Genomic DNA, 26,823 nt, shown 5'->3' on the forward strand with positions numbered 1-26,823 from the left:
AATAAGAGTCGGTTCCCTATACCTGCCACTTTATGGCCAATGTATATGGCAGATCCTGTCAATCTAGGAAAAATTTTATCCATGAATCAGCATTCTACCAAGAAATTGAATAGTAATTTTGCTACTACTGAAGTTGAACCATCCCTAAGCAAAGCCAGTGATGTCAGGGTAAACAGCAGCAATTCTTTCCGCCGTCTCCAGTCACTTTTGCCGTGGAGCTTAAAATCAAAAGTTACTGGTTGGGCGATCGCTATCAGCATCCTACCAGTGTTGGGTGTAGGAGCCGTTAGTTATTTTGGCAGTCAGTCGCTCACTCAGCAAATTAACCAAGCCAAGTCAGCCAACCCCGCATATTTGTCAACAGCAGAAATTAGCCTCAAGCAATACCAAACATCTTTATTATGGGGGACGGGGATAATTGCGGTATTATCAGGGGCGATCGCATCTGTAATCTCCCATCGTCTCACACGACCAGTACTTTCTGCGGCTGAAATTTCTACTGTTTTAGTTAATAGATTAAGTCGTCGAGAAGAAATAGAAACACAAACTGATATTGCAGAACAAGATGAATTAGTTGCACTCAAATCCAACATTAACCAGCTACAACTTCAGTTACCAATCTTACTCTCCAAACAAGAAACCGAAACTGAACGTTCTCAGTTGTTAATTAACCTAACTCGCCGGATGCAGGCAGCACTTTCGGAAGAAAATCTGTTAAGAACCACAGTTGAAGAAGTTCGTCAAACTCTGCGATTCGACCGTGTAGTCATCTTTCACTTTGACGCTTATGGGAATGGCTCGTTTTTAGAAGAATCAGCAGCACCTGGTTTACCCAAAATCTTATGGGCGACAGTTGCTGATCCCTGTTTTCAGGAAAGATACATCGAACAGTACCGTCAAGGACGTGTCCGCGCTATCAATAATATTTATCAAGCTAACCTGACAGATTGTCACATTGGATTGTTAGAAAGATTTGGTATTAAAGCTAATTTAGTTGCACCTATCCTCAAAAATAATCAGTTATTTGGCTTGTTAATCGGTCATCAATGTTCAGCACCCCGTTTTTGGCAACAAGCTGAAATCGATTTATTTGCTCAAGTCGCTACCCAACTGGGATTTGCCCTCGACCATACCAGACTTATAGAACAAATAGACAAAAGAGCCGACCAAGCTCATGTAGTGATTAATATTACCCGCAAAATCAGAGAATCGTTGAATGAAGAAGATGTTCTGAAAACTACTGTAGAGGAAATTCGCAAAGCCCTCAGTACAGACCGAGTGATGGTTTATGGTTTTGATGCCGACTGGTACGGCACAGTCATCGCCGAAGCTGTAGTTCCTGGTTTTCCTAAAGCATTACGTGCCAAAATTAAAGACCCTTGTTTTGCTGAAGGTTATGTAGACCAATACAGAACAGGTCGAGTTCAAGCAACTAATGATATTTACACAGCAGGTTTGAGTGCTTGTCACATCAGTCAACTTGAACCTTTCGCCGTTAAAGCAAATTTAGTCGCACCAATTCTCAAAGATGACCAGTTATTCGGCTTATTGATTGCCCATCAATGTGCTGCACCACGGGAATGGCAACAACTAGAAATTGATTTAGTGGCTCAGTTAGCCATGCAGGTAGGATTTGCCCTCGACCATGCTAGATTACTCCAGCGAATTGATGCTGAAGGAGTACGCACTCAGCTACTTGTAGATATTACGCGCAAAATCAGAGAATCGTTGAATGAAGAAGATGTTCTGAAAACTACTGTAGAGGAAATTCGCAAAGCCCTCAGTACAGACCGAGTGATGGTTTATGGTTTTGATGCTGACTGGTATGGTACAGTCATAGCCGAAGCTGTAGTTCCCGGTTTTCCTAAAGCATTGCGTGCCAAAATTAAAGACCCTTGTTTTGCCGAAGGTTATGTAGACCAATACAGAACAGGTCGAGTTCAAGCAACTAATGACATTTACACAGCAGGTTTGAGTGCTTGTCACATCAGTCAACTTGAACCTTTCGCCGTCAAAGCAAATTTAGTCGCACCAATTCTCAAAGATGACCAGTTATTCGGCTTATTAATTGCCCATCAATGTGCTGCACCACGAGATTGGCAACAGCCGGAAATTGATTTGTTTGCTCAGTTAGCCATGCAAGTAGGATTTGCCCTCGACCATGCGCGACTGTTAGACCAAGTAGAGCAAGCATATCAATCTGTAGAATCTGCCTTGCAACAACAACATCTGCACAAAGAAGCCTGGCAATCTCAAGTATCTAAATTGTTGAAAGATCATCAAACTGTTGTGGAAATTCTTTCAAGTCAAGCAATTAGCCAGATGGATATGATCACAGATGCCCATAATCAAATTCAAGCATTAGCTAATGGGAATCAAGCAATTTTCCGGCGTTTGCAAGAACTAGACAACCAAGCCCAACAAATCTACACACAAGTAGAAACTGGTCAGCAAGGTATGAATGGAATTTTAGATGGGATTTCGGCAGTTAGTAATACAGTTGTGGAAGCTGCTACAAAGCTGAAACATTTTGAGCAGCCATCTCAAACACTATTATCAAAAGTTAACTTGATTGCTCAGGTAGCATCTCAAATGAAGCGCCAAGCGATGAAGGTTGTGTTTGAAGCGGTACGGACTGGAGAATCTGGGCAAGAATTTGTAACTACAGCGGAAGAAGTACTGTCTTTGGCGCAGCAGTTGGATGATGACATCACAAAGATCACATCTTTAGTTAGCGAACTTGACCTAGCTCACACTGAAGTAACGGAGTTAATGCAGGGAGGAGAGCAACAAGCGATCGCCAGCACTCAAGAAATTGAAGCAACCCAGCAAGCACTAGACCGCATTACCGCCATGAGCCACTATGTGAATGTGCTACTGACAGAACTAATGCAGGCTGCTAACAACCAAGTCGAAATTTCTACCGCAGTCAGCCAATCTCTAACCGAAGTTGCTAGTACCTCACAACAGACAACGGCAAACACTGTTAACTTAGCTAAAAATTTAACTAAGTTAGCAGCGATCGCCCAAGATTGGACGGAAAACAACGTATAAGGGTGTAAGAGTGTAGTTTTATACACCCTTATACCCAGTCTGGCTTAACAGACTACTTTTGTGCGTCAGTCCCAGAGAAATAAACTACAAGCTAGGCGGCAAAATTACGTTGTCGATCGCATGAATCACACCGTTGCTGCCTTGAATATCTGCCTGAGTGACTTTACCATCATTCACTACTACCCCGTTGCCATCAACTTTCACAGAAATAGGATCTCCTTGCAAGCTGGTTACTTGACCAGATTTCAAATCGGAGGACAATACTTTGCCCGGTACGACATGATAAGTTAATATCTTCACCAGAACTTCCTTATTTTCTGGCTTTAACAAGTCGTTTAAAGCATCTGGGGGAAGTTTGGCAAAGGCTGCATCAGTCGGGGCAAAAATTGTGAAAGGCCCTGCACCTTGTAAAGTTTCAATTAATCCGGCGGCTTTTAAAGCTGCGGTGAGGGTTTTAAAGGAACTGTTCGATTCAGCTAATGCTACAACAGTTTTGTTTTTATTGCTGGTACCGCTAGTTGGCGGTTTAGCTGGGGGTTTCTCTGGTGCTGGTGGTTTCTCTGGTGTCGTTGGTGGAGTTATGGGAGTCGGTGCAGTTTCGCTAGGCGCAGACTGACTACCACGGTTATAGGGAGGCTCATCAAAAATGCTAGGGCGAGGATTTAACCCTCTGTTTGGGCTTTTTTGAGCTACTATATTTGCATTACGAGCGTTGTTTTTATCTGTGGCGATCGCTGGCTTAACAGGTGTATAACTAGCATTGGACTGCACCCGTTGACTCCGGTTGTAAGGAGCTTCGCTAAAAATGCTAGGACTAGGATTCAGAACTTCTTTGGCTTGTGATGGTAAAGTAACAAGGAGACTCACCCCTAATACTCCCGCCATACTTGCTAAATTAGTCAATAACTTGCTGTTATGCCCCTTCATAAATTTTGTTTGTTTTGATTTAACACAGTTTACATAAAGACTTATATCACTTTGCTACACAAAAAATCTAATCTGAAAAGTAAGATATTTAATATAAATTTCCATTTTTTTTGTGTTTAAATAACTATTCAATCAATATATTAATAGCAAAATTGCTGACAATAAAAGTATAAAAATTATCTAGAAAAATATAGTATAAAACAACTTTAAATTCAAGAAATAGATCTGAATCTGGTAATTCTCATTGATATATTGACAAAAACTAACAGTGAAATTGTGCTTAACCTTAATAGTCAGCCAATTTTTCAGATTTTATCTGGCGAAAGCAAATTTTTAGCAGCACATAATTATCTCTTACAGGAAATACCAATTATTTTTTCTCAAGATTTTGACAAACCCATAGCAGAACCTTGGGGAAGATTATCAGAATGATTTGGTTTTGTATTGCTTAGTCTAGAGTTGCAAAAAATTTCTCTGAGTAATTAGAAATTTGATCAATATCAAATCCAGGTAAAATAACTAGTTAGAGCAATATTTGTCTGCTAGATTTTATTTTAACTTGGCAAATTTTCGGGAAGTAAAGATAAAATTAGAGAGTTATTTTATAACTCAGTATCCAGGAATACAATATGCTAGAATTATACCAATGGGAACTCTCTCAATACTCAGAAAAAGTGCGGCTAATTCTAGATTACAAAGGTTTAGAGTACCGCAAAATAGAAGTTACTCCCGGCATAGGACAGATAGAACTATTTCGTCTCACTGGTCAAAGACAAGTGCCAGTATTAAAAGATGGAAATAAATACATTGCAGATTCTACAGAAATAGCTAAGTATTTAGACTTAAAATATCCTGAGCGCCCACTAATACCGCAAAATCCCAAGCAAAAAGCTTTAACCTTATTAATCGAAGAATGGGCAGATGAATCGATTGGAATTAAAGGTAGAAAAGCACTTTTTGCCGCTATTAGTCAAGATCAAAATTTTCGCAAATCTTTATTACCCACATCAACACCAGACATTTTTCGTAGTTTAGTCGAAGGCGTACCCAGCGATATTTTGACAGTTGTAGGTTTGGGTGTAGGATATAGCCCAGATGTGATTAAATCAGCGATCGCCGATTTAAAGCAAGACCTAGAAGCATTAACCTTATTATTGACAGACAGTCCCTATCTCACAGGCGATGAACCAACCTTAGCCGATTTAGCCGTGGCTGGTTTATCAATATTATTGAAGTTCCCTGAAGGCGCTTATTTAGATTTACCCGCCAGTCTCAGAGGTCAAGGTGTGCCAAGCATCGCCCATAATCCCGATTATCAATTATTCTTTGAATGGCGCGATCGCCTTTACACTCAATTTCGTAAACCACTAATCAGCGCATCGCCATCTGGTACAGCACCAACCTCGATTCAGATTGATTAGATTTCGTCAATAGTCCAAAGTCCAAAGTCCAGAGTAAAAACCATTGACTATTGACCCCTTCGGGGTTCACCAGTCGCTCATGGGGGAAACCCCCAAGACCGCGCTGGCTCACCATTGACTTTTGACTCTTGACCAATAACCATTAACCAATGACAAATGACAAATTGGTAAAACCATTAGGTTCGGTAACTCAAGGCTCACTAACTGACGGATTAGAAGTAAGACTACACCCGGATATTTCTGTCGAAGATATGCGGGTGGGTAAGTTTTTAGTTGTCCAAGGGGTGCGATCGCGGTTTTTCTGTATGCTGACAGATGTATCCCTGGGAACTGCAAACGCTCGGATTATTGCTAATCCGCCGAGTTGGGAAGACACTTTTTTGCGAGATGTTTTAGCCGGAAGTGGTACTTATGGAACCATCGCCTTAGCGCCGATGTTGATGTTTACCCCCGAATCTAATGAGTCTTTTTCTCCAACTAACGGTAAATCTGTAAATCCATTTGTCCCATCAAATACGAGTTTGGCATCATTGCAGCCCCAAACAAGTACCACGATGGAATTACTACCAGTCAAAACTATTCCCAGTCATTTTAGTCAGGTTTTCGACGCAAGTGAAGAAGACTTTCGCCGCGTCTTTGGTTGGGAAGATGATATCCATAGAAAGAATTTTGCCATTGGTAAACCATTAGATATGGATGTACCTGTGTGCATTGATTTAAATCGGTTTGTAGAACGCAGCAACGGCGTTTTTGGGAAATCTGGTACAGGTAAATCCTTTCTTACCCGCTTACTTTTGGCTGGGGTGATTCGCAAAAATGCCGCAGTCAACTTGATTTTTGATATGCACTCAGAATACGGTTGGGAAGCCGTAGCCGAAGGTAAAAATGTTAACACAGTCAAAGGCTTAAAGCAGTTATTCCCTGGGAAAGTTGAAGTTTACACCCTCGACCCCGAATCAACTAAACGTCGAGGTGTGCGCGATTCTCAAGAACTATATCTGAGTTACGAACAAATCGAAGTTGAAGATATTAAATTATGTAGCCGCGATTTAGGACTGTCAGAAGCAGCATTAGATAATGCCAACATTCTCTACAGCGAGTTCAACAAAGCTTGGATTGTACAACTGCTGAACATGACCAACGAAGAAATCGAGATGTTCTGCGAAGAAAAGCGGGGACACAAAGGCTCGATTATGGCCTTACAGCGGAAACTCTTGCGCCTAGACGGTTTGAAGTATATGCGGGCAGTTTGCCCTCAAAACTACATTAATAAAATCTTACAATCTCTGGAAGCCGGCAAGAATGTAGTGGTAGAATTTGGTTCCCAGTCAAATATGCTCTCTTATATGTTGGTGACAAATATGATCACCAGACGCATCCATGAGCATTATGTCCGCAAAGCTGATAAGTTCTTGCAGAGCAAAAACCCCAACGATCGCCCCACCCCCTTAATGATTACCATTGAAGAGGCGCATCGTTTTCTCGACCCGGCTATAGTCCAAAGTACTATCTTTGGGACGATCGCGCGGGAACTGCGGAAATATTTCGTAACGTTGCTAGTAGTTGATCAACGACCGTCGGGAATAGATAATGAAGTTATGTCCCAGATTGGTACTCGGATCACAGCTTTACTCAACGACGAAAAAGACATCGATGCAATTTTCACGGGTGTATCTGGTGCAGGTGGACTGCGATCGGTATTGTCCAAATTAGACTCCAAACAACAAGCCTTGATTTTAGGTCACGCCGTTCCTATGCCAGTCGTTGTGCGTACTCGTCCTTACGATGCTACTTTCTACGCCGAAATCGGTGATCCAGCTTGGGACGAAAAGCCCGACGCAGAAGTCTTCGCCGCTGCGGAACTAGCTAAAGCTGATTTGGGATTTTAATTTTGTCAATAGTCAAACGTCCATAGTCAATAGTCCATTGCATTTACTATTGATTCTTGACTCATAACCATTGACCAATTCGTAACATCCCTCCAAAAATATGCCCAGAGAGTTCGGTTTTCTCCCTACCGATAGGCAACATAAGAGGGGGTTTTGCCGTCACTATAGATATAGTAAGCACTCTAAGGAAATTAATTTCTGTTTGTAAATATACACTTTTGGAGTATAATCTTCTCTTTCTCTAGACTACTTTACTATCCATCTGATTTATCCTAAGATAAAAGCAAGTAAAACTCATACCGACTTCGGATTTGTCAGTTGCCGATACCAACTGAAGATAAAGAAGAATTCTTGAAAACAACCCAGTGTGCTTTTGCAAGACCTAAAAAATTACGTAAGGGTAGGGGGAACCTATCACAGATACTCGTCTTCTGGAATCTCATGTATATGAACTGATTATTCTTATATAGCCGTCATGAACTGTTGAAGCCAGAACGAAAGAGAAACAAGTCGAGGAGTAGGGGGAATAAATTTCTAAATACGCAATCCCCAGGAACCACCTGAGTTCGGTGTTTTTATAGATAGTTTTTCCTAATTGTTGTTAGTTATTAAAGATTCATTGTGTTTACGGAGTAGAGGACAACGCACCAATGCCTACTGTTAACACCCAAACTGAAAACCTGAACACCAAATTCACGGCTGATATGGTGCGAACCTATCTGCGGGAAATTGGTCGTGTACCACTGCTAACCCGTGAGCAAGAAATTGTCTTTGGGAAGCAGGTGCAACAAATGATGAAACTTGTCGAAGCGAAAGAAGCTTTGACAAAGAAATTGCACCGCGAACCGAGTTTACCAGAGTGGGCAAACCATGTTAAACAATCAGAAACCGATGTCAAGCAAACGGTAGCTCAAGGTAAACGGGCGAAGCAAAAAATGATTGAAGCGAATTTACGCTTAGTCGTAGCGATCGCCAAGAAATACCAGAAGCGCAACATGGAATTTCTCGATTTAATCCAAGAAGGAACACTCGGATTAGAACGAGGTGTAGAGAAATTTGATCCCACACGCGGTTATAAATTCTCAACCTACGCTTACTGGTGGATTCGCCAAGCAATTACCCGTGCGATCGCTCAACAAGGGCGCACCATTCGCTTACCGATTCATATTACCGAAAAACTCAATAAAATCAAAAAAGTGCAGCGCGAACTAGCCCAAACATTAGGGCGTTCTCCTACACCCGCTGAAATCGCCAAAGAACTGGAATTAGAACCAGTCCAAATTCGAGAATATCTGAATATGGCACGTCAGCCAGTTTCTTTAGATGTGCGTGTTGGTGATAACCAAGACACCGAACTGCAAGAAATGTTGGAAGATGATGGGCCATCACCAGAGTATTACACCACCCAAGAGTTCTTGCGCCAAGACCTCAACACCTTGTTAGCCGAACTCACACCCCAACAGCGCGAAGTGTTGGCTCTGCGCTTTGGTTTAGAGGATGGAAATGAATTGTCCTTGGCGAAAGTGGGTGAAAGATTGAATCTTAGCCGCGAACGTGTTCGTCAACTCGAACATCAAGCACTGGCTCATTTGCGTCGCCGTCGCGCCAACGTTAAAGAATACGTTGCTAGTTAATTGCAGAATCAATAACTCGATAACGGTGATGCGCCTCCTGAATTCAGGGGGCGCTTTTTTATGTCGAAATCTGGTGCGATCACCTGCAATACTTATATTATTATTTTGGTAAAAATTACTATATTTTAAGTTAATGGCTGCTAAAGATATTTTTCATGATGCGGTTAAAAATGCGTTAGAAAAAGAAGGATGGATAATTACAGACGACCCTGTCAGAATTCGAGCAGGTAGGGTTGATATGCAAATCGATCTATCTGGGAGCAGAAAAACTCATTGCTGCTGAGAGAGGAGAAGAAAAGATAGCGGTTGAAATTAAAAGCTTTACTAGTCCGTCTAATATTTCTGAATTTCATACTGCATTGGGTCAATTTCTTAACTACCGTGTTGCTTTGGAAGAACAGCAGCCTGACCGTTTTTTATATTTAGCAGTTCCGCAAGGTACTTATAAAACTTTTTTTAATCTATCATTTGTAGAAACTATTATTGCACGGTTTCAACTTAGTCTGTTAGTCTACGATCCAAACAAGGAGACAATTTTAGAATGGAAAAAATAGAACAATATCGTATATACGTCCAACAATTATTAACTGAATATGCTAAAGGAAGCCCTTCTGATGATGAAGTGGAAACAGAACTAATTTTTGACATCCAAAGAGATCATTATCAGGTTGTTTATACAGGTTGGAAAAATCGCCGACCAATGTACGGCTGTGTGTTACATCTAGATATCAAGAATGACAAAATTTGGATACAGCATGATGGTACTGAGATTGGCATTGCTAATGAATTAGTTAATTTAGGAGTGCCGAAAGAAGATATTATACTAGCATTTCATGAACCTTTGGTGAGGCAATATACAGGTTTTGGCATTGGTTAAATTGAGTAGCAATCTCTACAATTAATTCTGGCGCACCTTCGACATAATCATCTTGTATAATCTGTGATTGTCCACCTTGTTCTATTAGGAGTAGTGCATCTGGTTGTGGTTCGTTATCAGCATCAAGACGCACAGTGGTATTATCCAGTGTTTCTACTCCTGGCGTAGCGGCTTCATAAGTACCTAACCAAATCATAATGCGGCTATGGGGTTTACCGTGTGTTTTTGCGCGTACGGGGGAAGCCACGTAAACAACTCCTTCGATTAATTCTGCTTTTTTGAGATTTGGCATAGCGTGATAGCGGCGCTCAAATTCGGCACGGGTAAGCTTGTCGCCGTTTTCTAAAGGCGGAATTGTCAACAGTTGAGAAGTTGTATCAGCAGATATCATAATTTTTGAAGTGTTGATAGAAATTGAATTTCCGACTGTTCTACACCCAACACAGCAAAATTTTATCTTTTGCGGAATGAAGAGTTTGGCTGTTGTAGCTGATTATAGTTAACTCAATTGACAACGAAAATATCAATATTTGTAAAGAATTAGCGAGCAAATATTTACCAGAATGATGTATTTGGCAATTACATCACCCGATAGGGTGATTCTATTGGGGGAAGAGTAAATTCTATAAGTGATGATAGTGTGAGTTTATCGTCAAATATTCTACAAAACTTCTTTTTTTGACGGATTTTTATTTTGAAAAAACTAAATCAAACTATCGACGGAACCTTGAACGATACACAGTTGGTTATGGTTTAAGTGAGTCGCAGAGGAGACAGTTAATTTCGTAACAGGAGTGGTCGGGTGCTTAACAATATTTCTAAATTCTTATCCCCTCGCCAGCTAACAATTTCTGTTGTTGGCTTAGTTTTAACCGCTGGTGTTGTCAGTGAGCAGACTAAACCTGTACTTAGCAAACAATTACAAACAGTCACAACTTCCGCATCTGTGGATGGTAATTTTTCCAGATTGACCAATCATCAATATATTAGTTCTGAGAATTCTTTGTTGTCGCGGCTGAGAGAAATTCAAGAACAGCGATCGCCACAACAAACAGTAGCTTTTGAGAGTGAAATTATAGATCCTGAATCTAGAGATATATCTCCTAGACACTATCAAAAAGCAGGTAAAGAAACCGGGGTGATGCCTAAGAGAAATATTCCCACAAAAGATGGAGTTTATCTCTATGGACAATCACCAACACCAAACCAAATTGGTCAAGGCTATATCGTATTCCAGAAGCAGCAAGGTAAAGTAACTGGTGCGTTATATATGCCTAGCTCTGAGTTTAGTTGTTTTCAAGGCACAATTGATAAATCTGGTGAGTTGGCAATGACTGTCAATGGCTCACAAGATGAAGTTGGTGCTTCTGATGTAGCAACAACCAGTACAATTCCATCTATTTCTGATGATGAGTTTAACAATTATGCTTACTCAGTAGCATTACAAGACTATCATCCGATTCAATCGCTGAGTTCTAGCGATCGCCGCATTTTACAGATGTGTCAAGCTGAATTATGAAGTATGAATTATGAAGTATGAAGTAGGAAATTTACTATGTACTAAACATTTCACACTTCATACTTAATTAAAATTCGATTCCTGGTTGAGCTTTAACGCCTTGGTCACGGAAAGGATGTTTGATTAAGGTCATTTCGGTTACTAAGTCAGCACGCTCAATTAAAGCTGCTGGTGCGCCTCTACCTGTGAGAATTATGTGTTTATGAGGCGGTTTCTCTGCCAAACCTGCTAAAACTTCTTCTATTTGTAAATAAGCCATTTTTAAGGCGATATTAATTTCATCCAACAGCACCAACTGAAAATCTGGGTTGCGGATGTATTCTAAAGATTTTTCCCAAGCTGCTTGCGCTTTTTCGAGGTCGCGATCGCGGTCTTGGGTTTCCCAGGTAAAGCCTTCACCCATCGCGTGAAATTCGATTTGGTCTTCCCAATGGCTGAAAACCAACTTTTCGGAAGGTTCCCACGCACCTTTGATGAACTGGACGATCGCCACTTTATAGCCATGACCAAGCGATCGCAACACCATTCCCAGCGCCGCAGTAGTTTTGCCTTTACCGTTACCAGTATTAACAATCACTAACCCCTTCTCTGGGACAGCTTGTGCTATGCGCCGATCTTGGATTTCTTTACGGCGCTGCATTTTTTGGCGATACTGCTCGTCATTCAGCTTAGAATCATTATTCAGGGATGAGGACATTACTTCATCAATCAAGCGTTCGATTTCTCTATCTGATTCTAATTCTTCTGGTGTATCTTTGCTCATCAACATTTTATGAAAATAACTACTACAGAAAATAGAATTACGGGACTTTGCTGATAGAAAATGATGGGGCGACTTTATTTAAACTGACTATAAACTGCTAATTTTTGTCAAAATAAAGATTAATAACTCATAAAAATAAGAGACTCATTGAAGTGAAATTATATGACGAGTCTAAATAAGTTAATAGTTTTATTAAAGCATTTCTCTCAAAAATTTTTGTAGTTACTTTAACGAGAGTTTGAAAACCGCGGTTCCTCTAAGAAGCCGCGGTTATTATTGTTAACGAATAATTTAGGTAATAATATATTTTATGAAAAATGTTGAATAGCTAACAATTTGAGAAAATGCAGACAAATCTGGCAAAACTAATATTATGAAGCAAATAGAAATCAATCAAGGTGATATTACTAAGTTATCAGTAGATGCAATTGTGAATGCTGCTAATAGTTCGTTATTAGGTGGTGGCGGTGTTGATGGTGCAATTCATCGCGCCGCTGGGAAAGAATTACTGGCAGAATGTCGAGAGTTAAGGGGTTGTGCAACTGGTGAGGCGAAGATTACAAAAGGTTATAACTTGCCAGCAAAATGGGTAATCCATACAGTTGGGCCAGTTTGGAAAGGCGGAAATTATGGAGAGGATGAGCTATTAGCTAGTTGTTACCGTCACAGTTTGGTTTTAGCGGAACAATACCAAGTTAAAACTATTGCTTTTCCGGCTATTAGTACAGGTGTTTATGGGTTCCCGATGGAACGCGCCTGTAAAATTGCGATCGCCGAAGTTAAAAAGTTTTTACTTCAAACAAGCTCCCTAGAACAAGTGATTTTCGTCTGTTTTGGTCAAACTGCATTTGATTTATACAGCAAGACGATGCCAGAAGTTACTGAAACATAGTTAACATTAGATTCGGCGCGTTTACTGTTCGGGAGTGCAAATGTCAAAACAGCGTGGTCAAAAAATCGCACCTACACCCATACCAACCAATATTGGGGTAGTAGATTTAATCAATACTTATTTCACAGCCTACAATTCAGCACGTTTGCGGGAAGTCTGCCAACTACTGAGTCAAGATGTACTCCAAGATGGCGTGACGGTGGGAGTTAGCCTTTCTGGTGCGATGACACCAGCGGGATTTGGGGTTTCCGCATTAGCACCTTTAATTCGCAACGGTTTTATCGACTGGATGATTAGCACCGGTGCGAATCTTTACCATGATATGCACTATGGGTTAGGCTTTGAACTATTTGCGGGGAATCCATTTTTGGATGATGTGAAACTGCGGGAAGAAGGTACTATCCGCATTTATGACATTATCTTTGGCTACGATGTTTTGTTAGAAACCGATGCTTTCATTCGCAAGATTTTGCAAGCTGAACCTTTCCAAAAGCGAATGGGAACAGCAGAGTTTCATTATCTTTTAGGTAAGTATGTCCGAGAAGTCGAAAAGCAACTGGGAGTGCAGCATTCTTGCTTGCTGGCGACAGCTTATGAATATGGCGTACCAATTTACACTTCCTCGCCTGGGGATAGTTCCATTGGGATGAACGTTGCAGCTTTGGCGTTAGAAGGTTCGCAATTAATTTTAGATCCTGCCATTGATGTGAATGAGACAGCTGCGATCGCCTACAATGCCAGAGAGGGAAACGGTAAAAGTGCAGCCGTAATTCTGGGTGGTGGTAGTCCCAAGAACTTCTTACTGCAAACTCAACCACAAATTCATGAAGTACTGGGGTTAGAAGAACGCGGACATGATTTCTTTGTCCAGTTTACTGATGCGCGTCCTGATACTGGCGGTTTGTCTGGGGCGACTCCATCCGAGGCGGTCAGCTGGGGTAAAATTGACCCAGAAGAGTTACCCAGCACAATTGTTTGTTATACCGATAGCACGATCGCCTTACCCTTAGTTACAGCTTATGTAATGAATCAATGTGCGCCTCGTCCCTTAAAGCGGTTGTACGATCAGCGGGAAGCAATGTTAAGCACCCTACAAAAAGATTATCTCGCAGCTAAAACGCAACCATCGGATAAAGTACCTACAGCAATGGCTGAAGATGCAGCCAAAGGTGTTACAACTTATCCTTGCGGTAGATTAATTCCGAATAATCCATAATCGAAAAGGTAAAAGGTAAAAGTTAAAACAATAAATCTTTTGACTTTTGCCTTTTTACTTTTTACTTTTTCCCAGTAGTAGATAAGTTGTCATTTGCTGCTGATGGGGAATTTCTATTTCATCCTGTGGTTCTAGAATAAATTCATCACGGATATATTCGTAAGCAGTAGCGCTAACTTGAATAGTGTCGGCTAAACTTTGAGACTCGATAGATTTAGCAATATTGATTGTGTCTATTAAACCGAGTGCGGCTGCTGTGACGACTCCTGTATGGATACCGACACAAATTTTCAGGTTTTGCTGATTTTCTGTATTAAATGTGGCGATCGCATTTTGCATATCTAGCGCCATTTGCGCTATAGCTTGGGCATGATCTGAGCGTTTTGTCGGTAATCCCCCAATTACTATATACGCTTCATTGATGGTTTTGATTTTTTCTAAACCGTAGCGATTACAAAGGCGATCGAAATTAGCAAAAATTGGACAGAGTAAATTAACTAATTGCATCGCACTTCCCAAAGCCGCAATTTCGTTTAAACCGACAATATCTGCACATAAAACAGTCACATTGATCACATCTGCGGCTTTACCCTCTATTGGTGCTTGGAGATTATTAGCTGTCAATTTTGGTATTCTTGCTTGCCAAAGTTGTTCCGTTTGTGCTTCCTGTTGCTGCAATGCTGCTTCTAATGCTACTCGCCTTGTAATATTGCGAAAAATACCACGAGTTGCCACTGGTATACCATGAGCAAATTTACAATTTATATTACCTTCTAAAAAAACGGTTTGACCATTTTTAGCAATGAAAGCCGCCTTAACTTGGTCTAACTGTTCTCCTGACATTAAACGATAAAACATTTGTCGACAATGTTCTTGAAAATCAGGATGTATAATGTCAAATACATTCATTTGCTCCACTTCTGCGGCGCTGTATCCTAATGTTTGACACCATGTTCGATTAACATATAAAAATCGTCCATACGCATTAACAGACTGAATTAAATCATTAGCATTTTCACAAATATCTCGATATCGAGATTCACTTTCTAACAAATCATCTTCTGCTTGTTTGCGTTTCATAAAATGAGCGATTTGACTACTGACAGAAACCATCATTTGTAACAAGTCTGCATCTTTGGGTTGGACATCGCGGCTAAAAAAAGTCATCACTCCTAAAATTTTATTGTCGTCTAGGATGGGGAACCCAAATGCTGAACGCAGTCCCGCGGTTACAGCAGTTGGCGATCGCTGTAAATCTCCATAGTCTAAAATATTTTTAATCCATAAAGCAGAACGTCTTTCCCAAATTTGTCCAGGTAGTCCCACACTCGGAAGATATGTAGTTTGCCATGTCACAGCTTTAAATTCCCGCACTGCTACGAGTCGGCTTGACCAAATTTCGACGCATCTTAATACTACATCATCACTTTCTTCTGGCACATTTGTACTAATATATTCACTTGTTGTCCATAATTCCCCTACATCCCACTCTAAATTTTGACAAATTGCCTGTAAAATTTCTGGTATTGCCTGTTGAATATTTTGTGATTCTGAGAGAATTCGGGTAATAGCATATTGGGCAACATGACGTTGTTCTCGACGCTGGCGACTCGTAATATCTCGACCAAGATAAATAATATCTTCTAAAACTTCGTTTTTTTTCTGCATCACTGTACAAGAAAAAGCTACCAGCACTTTTTCTCGCGTTTTTTTGCGGCAAACAACTTCAAAATGCTGTAAATCTCGGTTGATTTTGCTGTAATGATTAATAATCCTGAGTAATAAAAAATTGTCATCAAATATCAAAGATATTGGTTTATTGATTAATTCTTCTTCGGAAAAAGCAAACAACTTTTGCGCTGCCGGATTAACTTGCTTAATTTTGCCTGTATTAGTAGTTATCAATAAGGCATCTGCCATTGAATTAATAACTGTATCCATATAGTTTTTATATGTTACCAGTGTCATTGACAGCAGACTAGTAGCATTAGTTAATTTTGATAAATCTTGTTTTGATTGAATTTTTTCTGTAACATCTTCAATAAAAATTATCAATCTTATTTCCGATAGTTTTTCGCTAGATTCACCAATAATATATATGTTAATATAAATATCCGATTGATTCTCACAAGTTCTTCTAATTGCTACTAATTCAAAGCTTGCTTGTTGACCTTGGATAATAGATTTTAATATCTCTTCCTTGCCAATAAATTCAGGAAACCCTAAACGAATATCTGTACCTAAAATCACCGCTTCTGGTTGCAGGGCAAAGCGCTGTACTTGCTCAGATTTATCGACAATACAGAAATGAACATCTAGTTCTAAATATTCAAATTTACGTAAAGTCGAATATTTATTAAAAACCTGCTCGACTACTTCGTATTTCATTATGTTCTTGAGTAAGTAATGCAGTTATTTAATATCTCATTCCCTACAGACTCAAGACTAAAGCCTCTAGTCCTAGTATCTACATTTCAGTACCAGTTATAATTCTATAGGTTATTCATCAAAGATTTAACAATTTAAGATACTGTGCCATAGCGATCGCGTAACCAACTCAGGCGACCTTCTAACCGTTCCAGACTCTCAGGATGTTGTTGCCCAATAATGAAATTCCACATTACGCCTTGAAAAGTCCGCGCTTCGATAAACAAATCTAATATTTCTTGATCTATCTCTAGATCATAACCATTCAACGCCGCAACCGCACGTTCTATATCCGTACCAAAAACATAGCTAGAGGCAATTAAACAGCCAATATCCCAAGCAATATGACCAATAAAAGTATCTTCCCAATCTGTCCATAGTACTCCGCGTGTGGTGTTAAGCACATTAGAAAAATTGGAGTCTCCATGAAGCGGTTGCATCGTTAACTGAAGTTGCTGAAATCGACTTTTGAGATGATGATTTACTGCTTGTAACATTTGGGTATCACTGAGGCTGAATGCTGCTTGAGATATGAGAGTAGACAGCAAACTTTCAGACTCATTTAAAGGATCTAAAACTGTCAGTTCACCTACAAAGTCTACTAAAGCTTCATGGCAATCTCGTAAAGTCTGTCCAACAATAGTTGCGTCTGGTAGTTCATCTATTTCTTCGACAAATTCCCAAAAACTGAGAACTAATCCATTGTGCTGATGCGGCCCTGGTTGAATAAGATTGGTTGGACTGACAACAGGTGCGCCTGCTGCGGCTAAATAACTAGCTACAGCAACTTCTTTGGCAAACCAAGCATCACCAAAGCGCACTGTACCCGTTGTAGTTGCTATACGTGCAACTACAGGGGCGGGGCGTAAATGGATCACTAAATTGCTTCTGTCTTGCAGCACCACAGCCTCAGCAAAATTCAGCCCTTGTTGTTTGGCGACTGCACAAGCGGCATTGATCGCATTTTCGAGACGAGACTTTTCCGATGGACTAGTCATAATTGCCAAAGCAAAAAACTTCAGTTAGCTGGATGCTATTTTAGGATTTCGTCTAGCAAGTTTCTTGCTGGTTGGGCTTTTGTTAGTGCGGCTTGATGGTCACTGTAAGCTTTAACTAGACGTACTAGACCACTTACCCTAGCCTTAAGTAATTCCAACTCCTCACCAGCTAACAATTCCCCATCCAGCATTCTTTGGACTAAAGGTTTAATATCGCCGACTTCCTGACGAACTTTTTGCAGTTTTTCAACGCTACTAAGTAAAGCTTTCAGCGAGTTCAGGATTTCATCAATATCTTGGACATCCTCTACTGGTTCCGGCGCATCTTGAACCGCAACTGTATCTTCGGTATTTGAAACTACAGCTGGTTCTTGAGTAGAAGTTTCGCCTTTCGCCCCGTTGGATTTTGCCATGAATGTTTTCTCAAGAATTTTTCCCAGTCTATCGTTAAACCCATCATCTAGTGTGTGAACTCAGTTGGTGAATAATTTTTCACCATGATTAGGGTGCGGCTGCGATCGCAGCACAAAATGGCTTGTCCTGATTGGCATTTTTTCTGAGGCTATTTGATTTATACTTTTAGATTCGTCTGAAATTATCGAAAAGAGCAGTTTGAAAGTTGTATGTCCAGCCTAAGTCCTGACATGGTACGCGTTTATTTACGAGAGATTGGCCAGTTCCCTTTACTCACCTCAGACCAAGAAATAACTTATGGCAGGCAAGTACAGCAAATGATTGCCGTTGAGGAGCAGAAAAAGCAACTTAGTCAACAATTACATCGGGAACCGAAGTTAGCAGAATTAGCAGATTTTGTCAACAAAAGCGAAGCTGAAGTCACTCAAATACTTCAACTTGGTCAGAGAGCTAAACAAAAAATGGTGACAGCAAACCTCCGACTGGTGGTTTCCATTGCCAAAAAATACCAGCGTCGCAATCTAGAGTTATTGGATTTGATTCAAGAAGGTGCGATCGGGTTACAACGAGGTATAGAAAAGTTTGATCCCAACCGTGGCTATAAGTTATCAACTTACGCCTACTGGTGGATTAGTCAAGCTATCACCAGAGCGATCGCCGAAAAATCCCGGGCTGTTAGACTACCAATTCACGTTAACGAAAAACTCAATCAAATTAAAAAAGTCCAGCGAGAATTGTTTCAAACCCTTGGTCGCCGCGCCACAGTTACAGAGATTGCTCAAAAATTGGATATACAAGCAAGCCAAATTCGAGAATATCTCAGTGCTGCAAGTGCCACAATTTCTTTAGATTTAAAAGTAGGAGATAATCAAGACACAGAACTCAGTGAACTTTTAAGTGATGATGGCATCTCACCCAATGAACAAATTACCCAAGAAATGCTGCGCCAGGACTTGGATAATTTGTTAGCTTCACTCAAACCCGTACAACGTGAAGTCTTAATTTTGCGCTTTGGACTTTTAGACAATCAAGAACGTAGTTTGGCTCAGATTGGCGAAAAGCTCAATGTCAGCCGAGAACGAGTTCGTCAAATTCAGCAGCAAGCTATGAATATTTTGCGTCGTCAACAACCAGAAATGGGACAATATTTATCTTCCTAATATTAGTGTTAAGTTACCGAACTTTGCTCAACGTGGGGAACCCTCCAAACTTTGCTCAACGCGGGGAACCCGCGCACGCAAGTTCTCTCCGCACGCAAGTTCTCGCTGATTGCTGAGTCAGAAAAATAGTTCATGTACAGACGTTGTATACAACGTCTGTACATGATTTATAGGGTTCAGCTTCATATTAAATTGGTATTACACCCTTACACCCTATTTCGGTGCTAAGTTGACATCTTGAGCCAAACCTAGTGTCCTCAATAATTTAATTGCCCACCAAGTCATATCAATTTCCCACCAGCGCCAGCCACATCTAGCTACATGAGGATAGGCATGGTGATTATTATGCCAACCCTCGCCATAGGTGAGAATCGCTGCCCACCAAAGATTACGAGAATTATCATTACACTCGAATGTGCGATATCCCCACAGATGAGTGACAGAATTGATAAACCAAGTTGTGTGCCAAAGAATTACACATCTCAAAAACACACCATAAATCACAAATGACCAACCACCGAGGGCATACAGCAACAATGCAACGGGAATTTGTAGTGGTAAAAAGTAGCGGTTCAGCCAACGATAAAAGGGATCTCGCGCTAAATCAGGAGCATATCTGTGGTAACAGTCATAATCAAAAAACTCCTTGGTGGGGTAGAAAATCCACAGAATATGACTCCACCAAAAACCTCTGCGGGCTGAGTAGGGATCTTTGTATTCATCTTCTGTGTGAGCATGGTGTAAACGATGTCCAGCTACCCAGAAGATCGGCCCTCCTTGCAGAGATAGCGCACCCAAAATTGCGATCGCATACTCTAACCACTTAGGCACACGCAAGCTGTGATGGCTCAACAGCCGGTGATAGCCTAGACAAACTCCAATACTGCCAAATAGCCAGTGTAGAAACAACGCTACCGCTAATGCAGACCATGAAAAACACCACGGTGCTAATAATGCTAGGGCATGAATTATCCCAAAAAATACTACAGTTAGCCAATCCAGCCGCAACGACTGGGGATTATCTGAGTACGTTCTGATTGCATTAAATTTCACAAACACTCCTCATCCCAATTCAAAATTCAAAAGGTAAAAGTTTTACTTTTTACCCTTGCCTTTTTACTTTTTACTTTTTACTTTTACCTTTCTTACACCCAATCTCTAGGCTGGAGAAAAACTTCTGTCAGTTCTGCTTCCGGGCTTCCTGCTTCTGGTTCATAGCAATATTCCCAACGAGCTAGAGGCGGTAAAGACATGAGAATCGATTCAGTCCTTCCCTTTGTTTGCAGCCCGAAAACTGTACCTCTGTCGTAGACTAAATTAAACTCGACGTAACGACCCCGACGGTAAAGTTGAAAATGACGCTGGCGATCGCCATACTCTGTTTCTTGTCGTCGTTCTACAATGGGTACGTAAGCAGGTAAAAAAGCTTGACCGCAAGACTGCACAAAAGCAAAAATATCTTCCCAATTACGCTTTACATTACCTACTTTTTGGCTGTAAATTGCCGCTGGAGTATCTACTTGAGCGCCAACATAAAGCTGACTACTAGCATCTTGATAATCAAAGAAAATCCCGCCAATACCTCGCTGTTCTTGACGATGCTGTAAATAAAAGTATTCATCACACCAGCGTTTAAAGGCTGGATAATATTCTGCATGATGGACATCACAAGCATTTTTTAGTGTCTGATGAAAGTGAACAGCATCCTCTTTAAAGGCATAATATGGTGTTAAATCAGCCCCACCACCAAACCACCAAATCGGGCCAGCCTCAAAGTAGCGATAGTTGATATGTACGGTGGGTACATAAGGATTACGAGGGTGCAGCACCATTGAAGTTCCTGTGGCAAAAAAGTCATGTCCAGTGGCTTCTGGACGTTGCGCCAAAATAGCAGGCGGTAAGCTTTTCCCCCACACTGCGGAAAAATTCACGCCCCCCTGCTCAAATACCCGCCCTTCTCGAATCACGCGGGTACGTCCTTCTCCCCCTTCTTCTCGCTCCCAATAATCTTGTTGAAAGCGTGCTTCCCCATCCAGTTGCTCTAACCCTGTGCAAATCTCATCCTGTATTTTCTGCATGAATTGCTGCACTCGTTGTCGTGAATCCTGGGGTATGGTGTTGGTAGGTGATGCCAGGAATGTTGTGTGATTTGGAGATACTTGCAGAGAACGATCAGAATGACGGCGCATGGTAAAACCTCTAAAACTTCGAGTAAGTGTAATTGCTACCACTTAATAACTCTATAGTTATGAATGAGATTTAGTTCAGGTAAGTTGCAAAAGTTAATAAATTGTCTAAAATCCTGCCATATCAAGCTTTTAGATTGTCAGATCTTGCATCTAGAGCCTAGTAATTTCCGACTTTACTAAAGGATTGTAAAGAGGTCTAGTCAAAAAATGCCACCTATCATAACTTAATAGCTATAAAACTATTTACTGGATTACCGCATTACCGATGGTTAATACTCTACCCAAACCAGGAATTAAAACCCCCAGCAAAGAAACTGTACTCACGCCCCGGTTTTATACAACAGATTTTGAAAAAGCCGCCAATCTAGATTTATCTGCTCAAGATACAGAATTGCAGGCGATGTTAGCCGAAATGCGAGCAGACTATAACCGCCACCACTTTATCCGAGATGAAGCATTTGAGCAATCATGGGAACACATTGACGGCGAAGCGAGACAAGGGTTTATTGAGTATTTAGAGCGCTCTTGCATTTCTGAATTTTCTGGCTTTTTGCTGTTTAAGGAATTATCCCGCAAGTTGAAAAATCGCAGTCCCCTATTAGCAGAGATGTTTCAATTAATGGCACGAGATGAAGCTCGCCACGCCGGCTTTCTTAACAAAGCAATGGGGGATTTTAAACTTTCCCTAGATTTAGCCAAGGTGACTAAAACCCGCACCTATACGTTTTTCCCAATTGAGTGGGTACTGTATACCGTTTACCTATCAGAAAAAATCGGCTATTGGCGTTACATTATTATTTACAGACATCTAGAACAGCATCCAGAAAACCAGTTTTACCCCATCTTCCGTTACTTTGAAAGTTGGTGTCAGGACGAAAACCGTCACGGAGATATATTTAAGGCGCTGTTACGTTCTCAACCGCAACTATGGAACAACTGGAAAGCTAAGTTGTGGAGTCGCTTTTTCTTGCTATCGGTATTTGCTACCCACACAATGACAGTTCATGAACGGTCTGGTTTTTACAAATCATTAGGACTTGATGCGACAGAATTTGACCGCCAGGTTGTGCAGAACACAAATGAAACAGCCGGACGGGCTTTTCCGGTGATGTTAAATACCGAACATCCCCAATTCTTCACTCGATTACAACGCTGTGCGGGTTACAACTTAAAAATTGCCAACATTGAGCGCAGTTCTCAGTCAAAATTTATCAAGCTGATGCGTAAACTACCGTTAATTGCCGCTATTGTTGGGAATCTAGTGTTGCTTTACCTGATCAAACCCATTGATGCTGAGAACTTGCGAGCAACCGTGCGTTAGTTTTGGGAAAAGTTTCCCAATTAGGATAACAACCTCCCAATATTTTTTAAAGGAGGTTGTTGTCGTATTTTATTAACAAATTAATCTGTGTAGCGATCGCTCATAATTCAATCATGAACGCTACCATCAGGCATGATGGCTCCTTGAAAATCAGCATTTGTGAGAATTGCTCCCGTTAAGTCTGCGCCTTGCAGATTTGCTTTTCGCAGAACCGCACTATCGAGATTGGCATAACTCAAGTCTGCACCTTGTAAACTAGCCCCACTTAAATCTGCGGCTAAGTTACCCCACTGAATTGTCTTACTCAGATTAACACGGCACAATTTGGCTTGATCTAAATTAGCATGATGCAAAGACACGGCTCTCAGGTCAGCGTAACTTAAATCTGCTCCACTCAAAACTGCATATCCTAAATCTGTGCGTTGGTTAGAACTAGGGCGTAAGTCTACCTGAAATAGCAACGCACGAGATAAGTTTGCTCCATGCAAATTTGCGCCACACATACTAGATTTAATTAAGTTAGTTTCTTCTAACCGAGTATTGACTAATTTCGCACCTGTTAAATCAGCTTCTCGCAGCACAGCACGATATAAGTCTGCTTCACTTAAATCTATCCCCCAAAGAATAGATTCACTCAAGTCTGCTTCTCGTAAACAAGCTTGGCTGAGATTCGTTTTACCCAATCTTGTTTGACGCAAATCAGCATAGCTAAAATCTGCGCCTGTAAGATTGGCATTAGTTAATTCGGCTTCTTGTAAATTAAGTTTTTGGAAGTTTCTTTTGCCAGCAATATATGATTTGAGAATTTCATTTATATTCATAAATTAATGTTAAAAATTCTAGGTTGAAGAAATTACTTTATGGGTTCTGGAAAATCTTAGACGCGCAAGCAGCTTCCCGCAAGCTACCACAGAGGCACAGAGTCAGAAGAGTTGGAGAGGTTTTTTTCGTTAGTCCTAAAAATTTTATTGTAGTTAATTAAGCATGATGTTTTGGAAAAAACAGCCTAGATGCAGCAGCCTTAGCCACAATGCAGATTTAGCGCTCAATTCACTACACTGTTGCTACTAGACCTTAGCCGTCAAATCTGCCATCAATTCTGCAACAGACATGATGCGCTCAGGATGACTAACATTAGCACCTGAAAAAATTAAACCATGTTCTACATCACCACGGGCGGCTTGAGCTAAAGCATTCAACAAACAATAGGTTTTGCCTTTATCTCGAAATAGACAAGTTTCTAAACAGTTGGCAATACACCGCCGTTCCTGTAATGAATCTGTCATGATTTGCTCGGCGAAGGAATTGCGTAAAGCCCGACTAGGTTTGCCAACAGGGCTGGGTACTGTGACAATATCTGCTAAATTTGCTTGCAAATGACGTTCTTTATAACGTTGATTGGCATCACATTCAATTGTCGTAATAAAGCGAGTACCCATCTGCACGCCATCAGCGCCAATTGCTAACATTTGATCAATATCTTGGCGATCGCTAATTCCCCCTGTCACAATTAAAGGTATCCTCGCACCCATCGTCTCTATTAAATAATCCCGAATTTGCGAAATCACCCTCCCAACTGAAAACCCTGGAACATTTATCTGTTCACATTGGGTAAAATGTCCGCCCACCTTCTGGCAATTTTCTACAATTAAAGCATCGGGTAAACGATTATATCGACTTTTCCAAGTCTGACAAAGAAACTGAGCCGCCTCGACATTGGCTATAGTCGGTACAAGGGCAACATCAGGAAAATCAACAGTATACTCTGGTAAAGTTAAAGGCATTCCTGGCCCAGTCACAATTAAATTTGCGCCCTCGGCTGCGGCGGTTGTTGCTATTTTTGAGTAATCTTTTGTTCCTACAAGAATATTTACCCCAATTACTCCATCTGGGCTGATACTCCTGGCTTGAGACAATTCATCGATGAGTGCGAGTCGATTGGCGGCGAAAAAACTACTACGTTTGCGTTGATTAAAGTAAGGAGAATCTAAACCTAGCCCCAGCGAAGCAATCATCCCCACACCGCCAGCATTGGCAACTGCGCCAGCTAATTGTGCGCCAGATACCCGTACTGCCATTGCTGCTTGCATTATAGGATAACGGGCAATATGTTTACCAATCTGCAAGGGATGAAGCATCGGGGACATTTGATAATTACTCATTCTTAACTAAATAACTGAAGAGTAATTTTATCATCTCCGTGTGACTTTGATTGAGCCGTTATCTGTGTATATTTCCGGTTCTTTCCCCACCCTGGAAAAAATTAGAGACGCGAAATTTCGCGTCTCTACAAAAATTACAACCTAGCTAAGACTGGTTGACTATCTACTGCACTCATGGGATTTGAGTCTGTATCTGTGCAGTAGATTTCGCAGGAGTTATTGGGACTTTCGATTAGTTTGATTTTGTAAAGCTGCGCTCCTAGGTTTTGGATGGGCGATCGCAGTAAATTACTAATATATAGGGCGATATTTTCCGCAGTCGGCACAACCTCAGCAAAATAAGGTATGTCCTTGTTCAAAAAGGTGTGATCAAATGGTTCTACCACATAATCGGCGATCGCTTGATGCAATGCACCTAAATCAACAATCATCCCGGTGCGCTGATCAATTTCGCCTTTCACGGTCACTTCTAAATGGTAGTTATGTCCGTGGCCGTTAGTCCGAGCGCATTTCCCATAAATCTCAGTGTTATCTTCTAAGCTAAGATCAGGATGTGCCAACCGATGGGCAGCGCTAAAGTGAGTACTGATACTGAGGTAAGCTTCCATTGAGTTTCCCATATAATCTGCCCAAAGTTCAGGATGTTCAAATAACTGTACGCGGACTACAGGCAAGTGGGGTGCTAACCGCCGCCAGATAACCCGTGCAATATTTTCAGTGGTGGGGAGAGTTTCTTGAAATTCTGCCCAAACATCATTGAGATAAGAAAAATCCAGTTGGCTGGTAACTTCGCGTTTAATTACTTGTTTAACATCAGACAAATTCAGCACCATACCATACTTATCTAGTTCCCCAGCCAGGGAAATAAATAAAACATAGTTATGTCCATGTCCAGGAAATTTTGAGCCAGCACCAAATTTCTCAAAATTCTCAGCTTCACTCAGTTCGGGTAGCCAATAGCGATGACTAGCCGAAAATTGAGCGCGGCGATTTACGATACATTGCATGAGTACACTGGGAGAAAAATTTAAATTTTCTTAATCTTTCACTTTTTCCAGCATAAACTAATTTCTTGGTCTGTGGTGAGAGGAAGAATATATTGCTCGTATAAGTATCTCTCAATACAACTTCATCCAAAGAAACGTTCATATTCATCATGGCTACCAATCCAAAACCATGTCACCGCATCTTGTTCTAAAATACCTAGTGGGCGATATCCTCTGGTTATTTAAATATCAAATTACTTGAGATATTAACTGATTGTTCTACTGCTTAACTGAATCTTGCGCTTCGTAGTGTAATCTTGTGGCTATGCGAAACATTTCTTGCCCTGTGTGTAGATAGCGATCGTCATAACTTAGGGGAAAGTAGGCAAATTCTTCTATGCCATCTGCTACTTGATTGAGGCTGTAGTAGAGATGCGCCGCAGTTCTCGCTAAACTAGGAGGGTTAGGCAAAGAACGAAAGATAACTTGAGCTTGTTTAATCTCGTCTCGACAAGTATCTAAATATTCTTGAAATGCTTCTAATAATTGATCATCAAACGGATCGGCAGCTAATTGTTCAATTTGCTCTTCTAGAGAATCAAGAATTTCTTCCAGTATGCGGTTAACTGGTTGATAAATTAAACGTAGCCATTCTTCGACTTGTTCATCAGCATTTTTCCCTGATTTTCGCGTGGCTTGGTAATGTTTTTGCGCTGATGCGGCGCGTTGTTGGCGATTTTGAGATTCAAGCTGCAATTTTTGGTCATAGTCAAGGCGATTTTGAGAGTCACCCAAGACTTCATAAGCCTCGTTAATGCGGATAATTTTATCCTTATCGGCTGTTTTTTGGTTGCTGTCAGGATGAAATAGTTTTACCAAGCGGCGATAAGCTTGTTTAATCTCCGCTTGGCTGGCATCACGATTAATTTTGAGAGTTTCGTAGTGGTTATCAGTGTGCTTGGAGTCAACCATTA

22 protein-coding genes and 2 pseudogenes are annotated in these 26,823 nt (G+C 40.9%); 12 read left to right on the plus strand and 12 right to left on the minus strand.

Annotation, left to right across the window (positions count from 1 at the left end; translation table 11 throughout):
* Positions 1–45: 45 nt before the first annotated feature.
* Positions 46–3,054: a methyl-accepting chemotaxis protein gene (locus AC504W_RS04190; protein WP_494876402.1), complete on the plus strand. Its 3,009-nt coding sequence runs from the start codon at positions 46–48 to the stop codon at positions 3,052–3,054.
* Between the two features lie 84 nt (positions 3,055–3,138).
* On the opposite strand, the gene AC504W_RS04195 is transcribed toward AC504W_RS04190, so the two are convergent.
* Entirely contained in the window at positions 3,139–3,981 is an 843-nt protein-coding gene (locus AC504W_RS04195) for a fasciclin domain-containing protein (protein WP_494876403.1), read from the minus strand.
* Between the two features lie 276 nt (positions 3,982–4,257).
* On the opposite strand from AC504W_RS04195, the gene AC504W_RS04200 reads away from it, so the two are divergent.
* The 6 genes and pseudogenes from AC504W_RS04200 (at position 4,258) to AC504W_RS04225 (ending at position 9,802) form a co-directional block, all read left to right on the plus strand.
* Entirely contained in the window at positions 4,258–4,413 is a 156-nt protein-coding gene (locus tag AC504W_RS04200; protein WP_494876404.1) for a hypothetical protein, read from the plus strand.
* 197 nt (positions 4,414–4,610) lie between these two features.
* Positions 4,611–5,402 (plus strand): glutathione S-transferase, encoded by a 792-nt coding sequence (locus AC504W_RS04205; RefSeq protein ID WP_494876405.1) that lies wholly within the window; start codon positions 4,611–4,613, stop codon positions 5,400–5,402.
* A gap of 149 nt (positions 5,403–5,551) precedes the next feature.
* Entirely contained in the window at positions 5,552–7,291 is a 1,740-nt protein-coding gene (locus AC504W_RS04210) for a helicase HerA domain-containing protein (protein WP_494876406.1), read from the plus strand.
* 650 nt (positions 7,292–7,941) lie between these two features.
* On the plus strand, positions 7,942–8,925 hold the full coding sequence (locus AC504W_RS04215) for an RNA polymerase sigma factor, RpoD/SigA family (RefSeq protein WP_096583641.1): 984 nt from the start codon (positions 7,942–7,944) through the stop codon (positions 8,923–8,925).
* Positions 8,926–9,058: 133 nt separating this feature from the next.
* A pseudogene (locus AC504W_RS04220) lies at positions 9,059–9,479 on the plus strand (XisH family protein).
* A complete protein-coding gene (locus AC504W_RS04225) occupies positions 9,467–9,802 on the plus strand; it encodes a XisI protein (protein ID WP_494876408.1) in 336 nt (111 codons plus the stop codon). The pseudogene AC504W_RS04220 and the gene AC504W_RS04225 overlap by 13 nt, the downstream one beginning before the upstream one ends.
* A gap of 7 nt (positions 9,803–9,809) precedes the next feature.
* On the opposite strand, the pseudogene AC504W_RS04230 reads toward AC504W_RS04225, so the two are convergent.
* Positions 9,810–10,193: pseudogene (locus AC504W_RS04230) on the minus strand (Uma2 family endonuclease); the annotation flags it as partial.
* Between the two features lie 411 nt (positions 10,194–10,604).
* Here AC504W_RS04230 and AC504W_RS04235 point away from each other — a divergent pair.
* Entirely contained in the window at positions 10,605–11,321 is a 717-nt protein-coding gene (locus AC504W_RS04235) for a hypothetical protein (protein ID WP_494876409.1), read from the plus strand.
* A 67-nt stretch (positions 11,322–11,388) separates the two neighbouring features.
* On the opposite strand, the gene cobO is transcribed toward AC504W_RS04235, so the two are convergent.
* Positions 11,389–12,084 (minus strand): cob(I)yrinic acid a,c-diamide adenosyltransferase, encoded by a 696-nt coding sequence (gene cobO / locus AC504W_RS04240; RefSeq protein ID WP_494876411.1) that lies wholly within the window; start codon positions 12,082–12,084, stop codon positions 11,389–11,391.
* A gap of 373 nt (positions 12,085–12,457) precedes the next feature.
* Between cobO and AC504W_RS04245 the strand changes: the two genes are divergently transcribed.
* Together AC504W_RS04245 and AC504W_RS04250 are read left to right on the plus strand one after the other, a co-directional pair.
* A complete protein-coding gene (locus AC504W_RS04245; protein WP_494876412.1) occupies positions 12,458–12,976 on the plus strand; it encodes an O-acetyl-ADP-ribose deacetylase in 519 nt (172 codons plus the stop codon).
* A gap of 40 nt (positions 12,977–13,016) precedes the next feature.
* Positions 13,017–14,192: a homospermidine biosynthesis protein gene (locus AC504W_RS04250; RefSeq protein WP_494876413.1), complete on the plus strand. Its 1,176-nt coding sequence runs from the start codon at positions 13,017–13,019 to the stop codon at positions 14,190–14,192.
* A 54-nt stretch (positions 14,193–14,246) separates the two neighbouring features.
* Here the strand turns inward: AC504W_RS04250 and AC504W_RS04255 are convergent, their stop codons facing one another.
* The 3 genes from AC504W_RS04255 to AC504W_RS04265 form a co-directional block, all read right to left on the minus strand.
* A complete protein-coding gene (locus AC504W_RS04255) occupies positions 14,247–16,580 on the minus strand; it encodes an adenylate/guanylate cyclase domain-containing protein (RefSeq protein ID WP_494876414.1) in 2,334 nt (777 codons plus the stop codon).
* Between the two features lie 134 nt (positions 16,581–16,714).
* Positions 16,715–17,617: a phosphotransferase gene (locus AC504W_RS04260; RefSeq protein WP_494876415.1), complete on the minus strand. Its 903-nt coding sequence runs from the start codon at positions 17,615–17,617 to the stop codon at positions 16,715–16,717.
* Positions 17,618–17,652: 35 nt separating this feature from the next.
* The gene (locus AC504W_RS04265; RefSeq protein ID WP_494876416.1) at positions 17,653–18,030 is read right to left on the minus strand and encodes a hypothetical protein; all 378 of its coding nucleotides are present in this window, start codon (positions 18,028–18,030) and stop codon (positions 17,653–17,655) included.
* A 210-nt stretch (positions 18,031–18,240) separates the two neighbouring features.
* Here AC504W_RS04265 and AC504W_RS04270 point away from each other — a divergent pair, with 210 nt between their 5' ends.
* Positions 18,241–19,191: an RpoD/SigA family RNA polymerase sigma factor gene (locus AC504W_RS04270; RefSeq protein ID WP_494876417.1), complete on the plus strand. Its 951-nt coding sequence runs from the start codon at positions 18,241–18,243 to the stop codon at positions 19,189–19,191.
* Between the two features lie 213 nt (positions 19,192–19,404).
* Here the strand turns inward: AC504W_RS04270 and AC504W_RS04275 are convergent, their stop codons facing one another.
* Both AC504W_RS04275 and hemF read right to left on the minus strand, forming a co-directional pair.
* Positions 19,405–20,244: an acyl-CoA desaturase gene (locus AC504W_RS04275; RefSeq protein ID WP_494876418.1), complete on the minus strand. Its 840-nt coding sequence runs from the start codon at positions 20,242–20,244 to the stop codon at positions 19,405–19,407.
* A 92-nt stretch (positions 20,245–20,336) separates the two neighbouring features.
* Positions 20,337–21,380 (minus strand): oxygen-dependent coproporphyrinogen oxidase, encoded by a 1,044-nt coding sequence (hemF, locus tag AC504W_RS04280; RefSeq protein ID WP_494876419.1) that lies wholly within the window; start codon positions 21,378–21,380, stop codon positions 20,337–20,339.
* Between the two features lie 265 nt (positions 21,381–21,645).
* Here hemF and acsF point away from each other — a divergent pair, with 265 nt between their 5' ends.
* Positions 21,646–22,701, plus strand: coding sequence for a magnesium-protoporphyrin IX monomethyl ester (oxidative) cyclase (gene acsF, locus AC504W_RS04285; RefSeq protein WP_494876420.1), 1,056 nt, complete (start codon positions 21,646–21,648; stop codon positions 22,699–22,701).
* 107 nt (positions 22,702–22,808) lie between these two features.
* On the opposite strand, the gene hetL is transcribed toward acsF, so the two are convergent.
* The 4 genes from hetL to AC504W_RS04305 all read right to left on the minus strand — a co-directional run bounded on the left by hetL (position 22,809) and on the right by AC504W_RS04305 (position 26,821).
* The gene (gene hetL / locus AC504W_RS04290) at positions 22,809–23,522 is read right to left on the minus strand and encodes a heterocyst differentiation pentapeptide repeat protein HetL (RefSeq protein WP_494876421.1); all 714 of its coding nucleotides are present in this window, start codon (positions 23,520–23,522) and stop codon (positions 22,809–22,811) included.
* 246 nt (positions 23,523–23,768) lie between these two features.
* Positions 23,769–24,848, minus strand: coding sequence for an NAD(P)H-dependent flavin oxidoreductase (locus AC504W_RS04295; RefSeq protein WP_494876422.1), 1,080 nt, complete (start codon positions 24,846–24,848; stop codon positions 23,769–23,771).
* A gap of 149 nt (positions 24,849–24,997) precedes the next feature.
* A complete protein-coding gene (locus tag AC504W_RS04300) occupies positions 24,998–25,870 on the minus strand; it encodes a 6-carboxytetrahydropterin synthase (RefSeq protein ID WP_494876423.1) in 873 nt (290 codons plus the stop codon).
* Positions 25,871–26,128: 258 nt separating this feature from the next.
* The gene (locus AC504W_RS04305; RefSeq protein ID WP_494876424.1) at positions 26,129–26,821 is read right to left on the minus strand and encodes a J domain-containing protein; all 693 of its coding nucleotides are present in this window, start codon (positions 26,819–26,821) and stop codon (positions 26,129–26,131) included.
* Positions 26,822–26,823 lie beyond the last annotated feature (2 nt).

The sequence above is a fragment of the Nostoc sp. C96 genome (assembly GCF_059384975.1).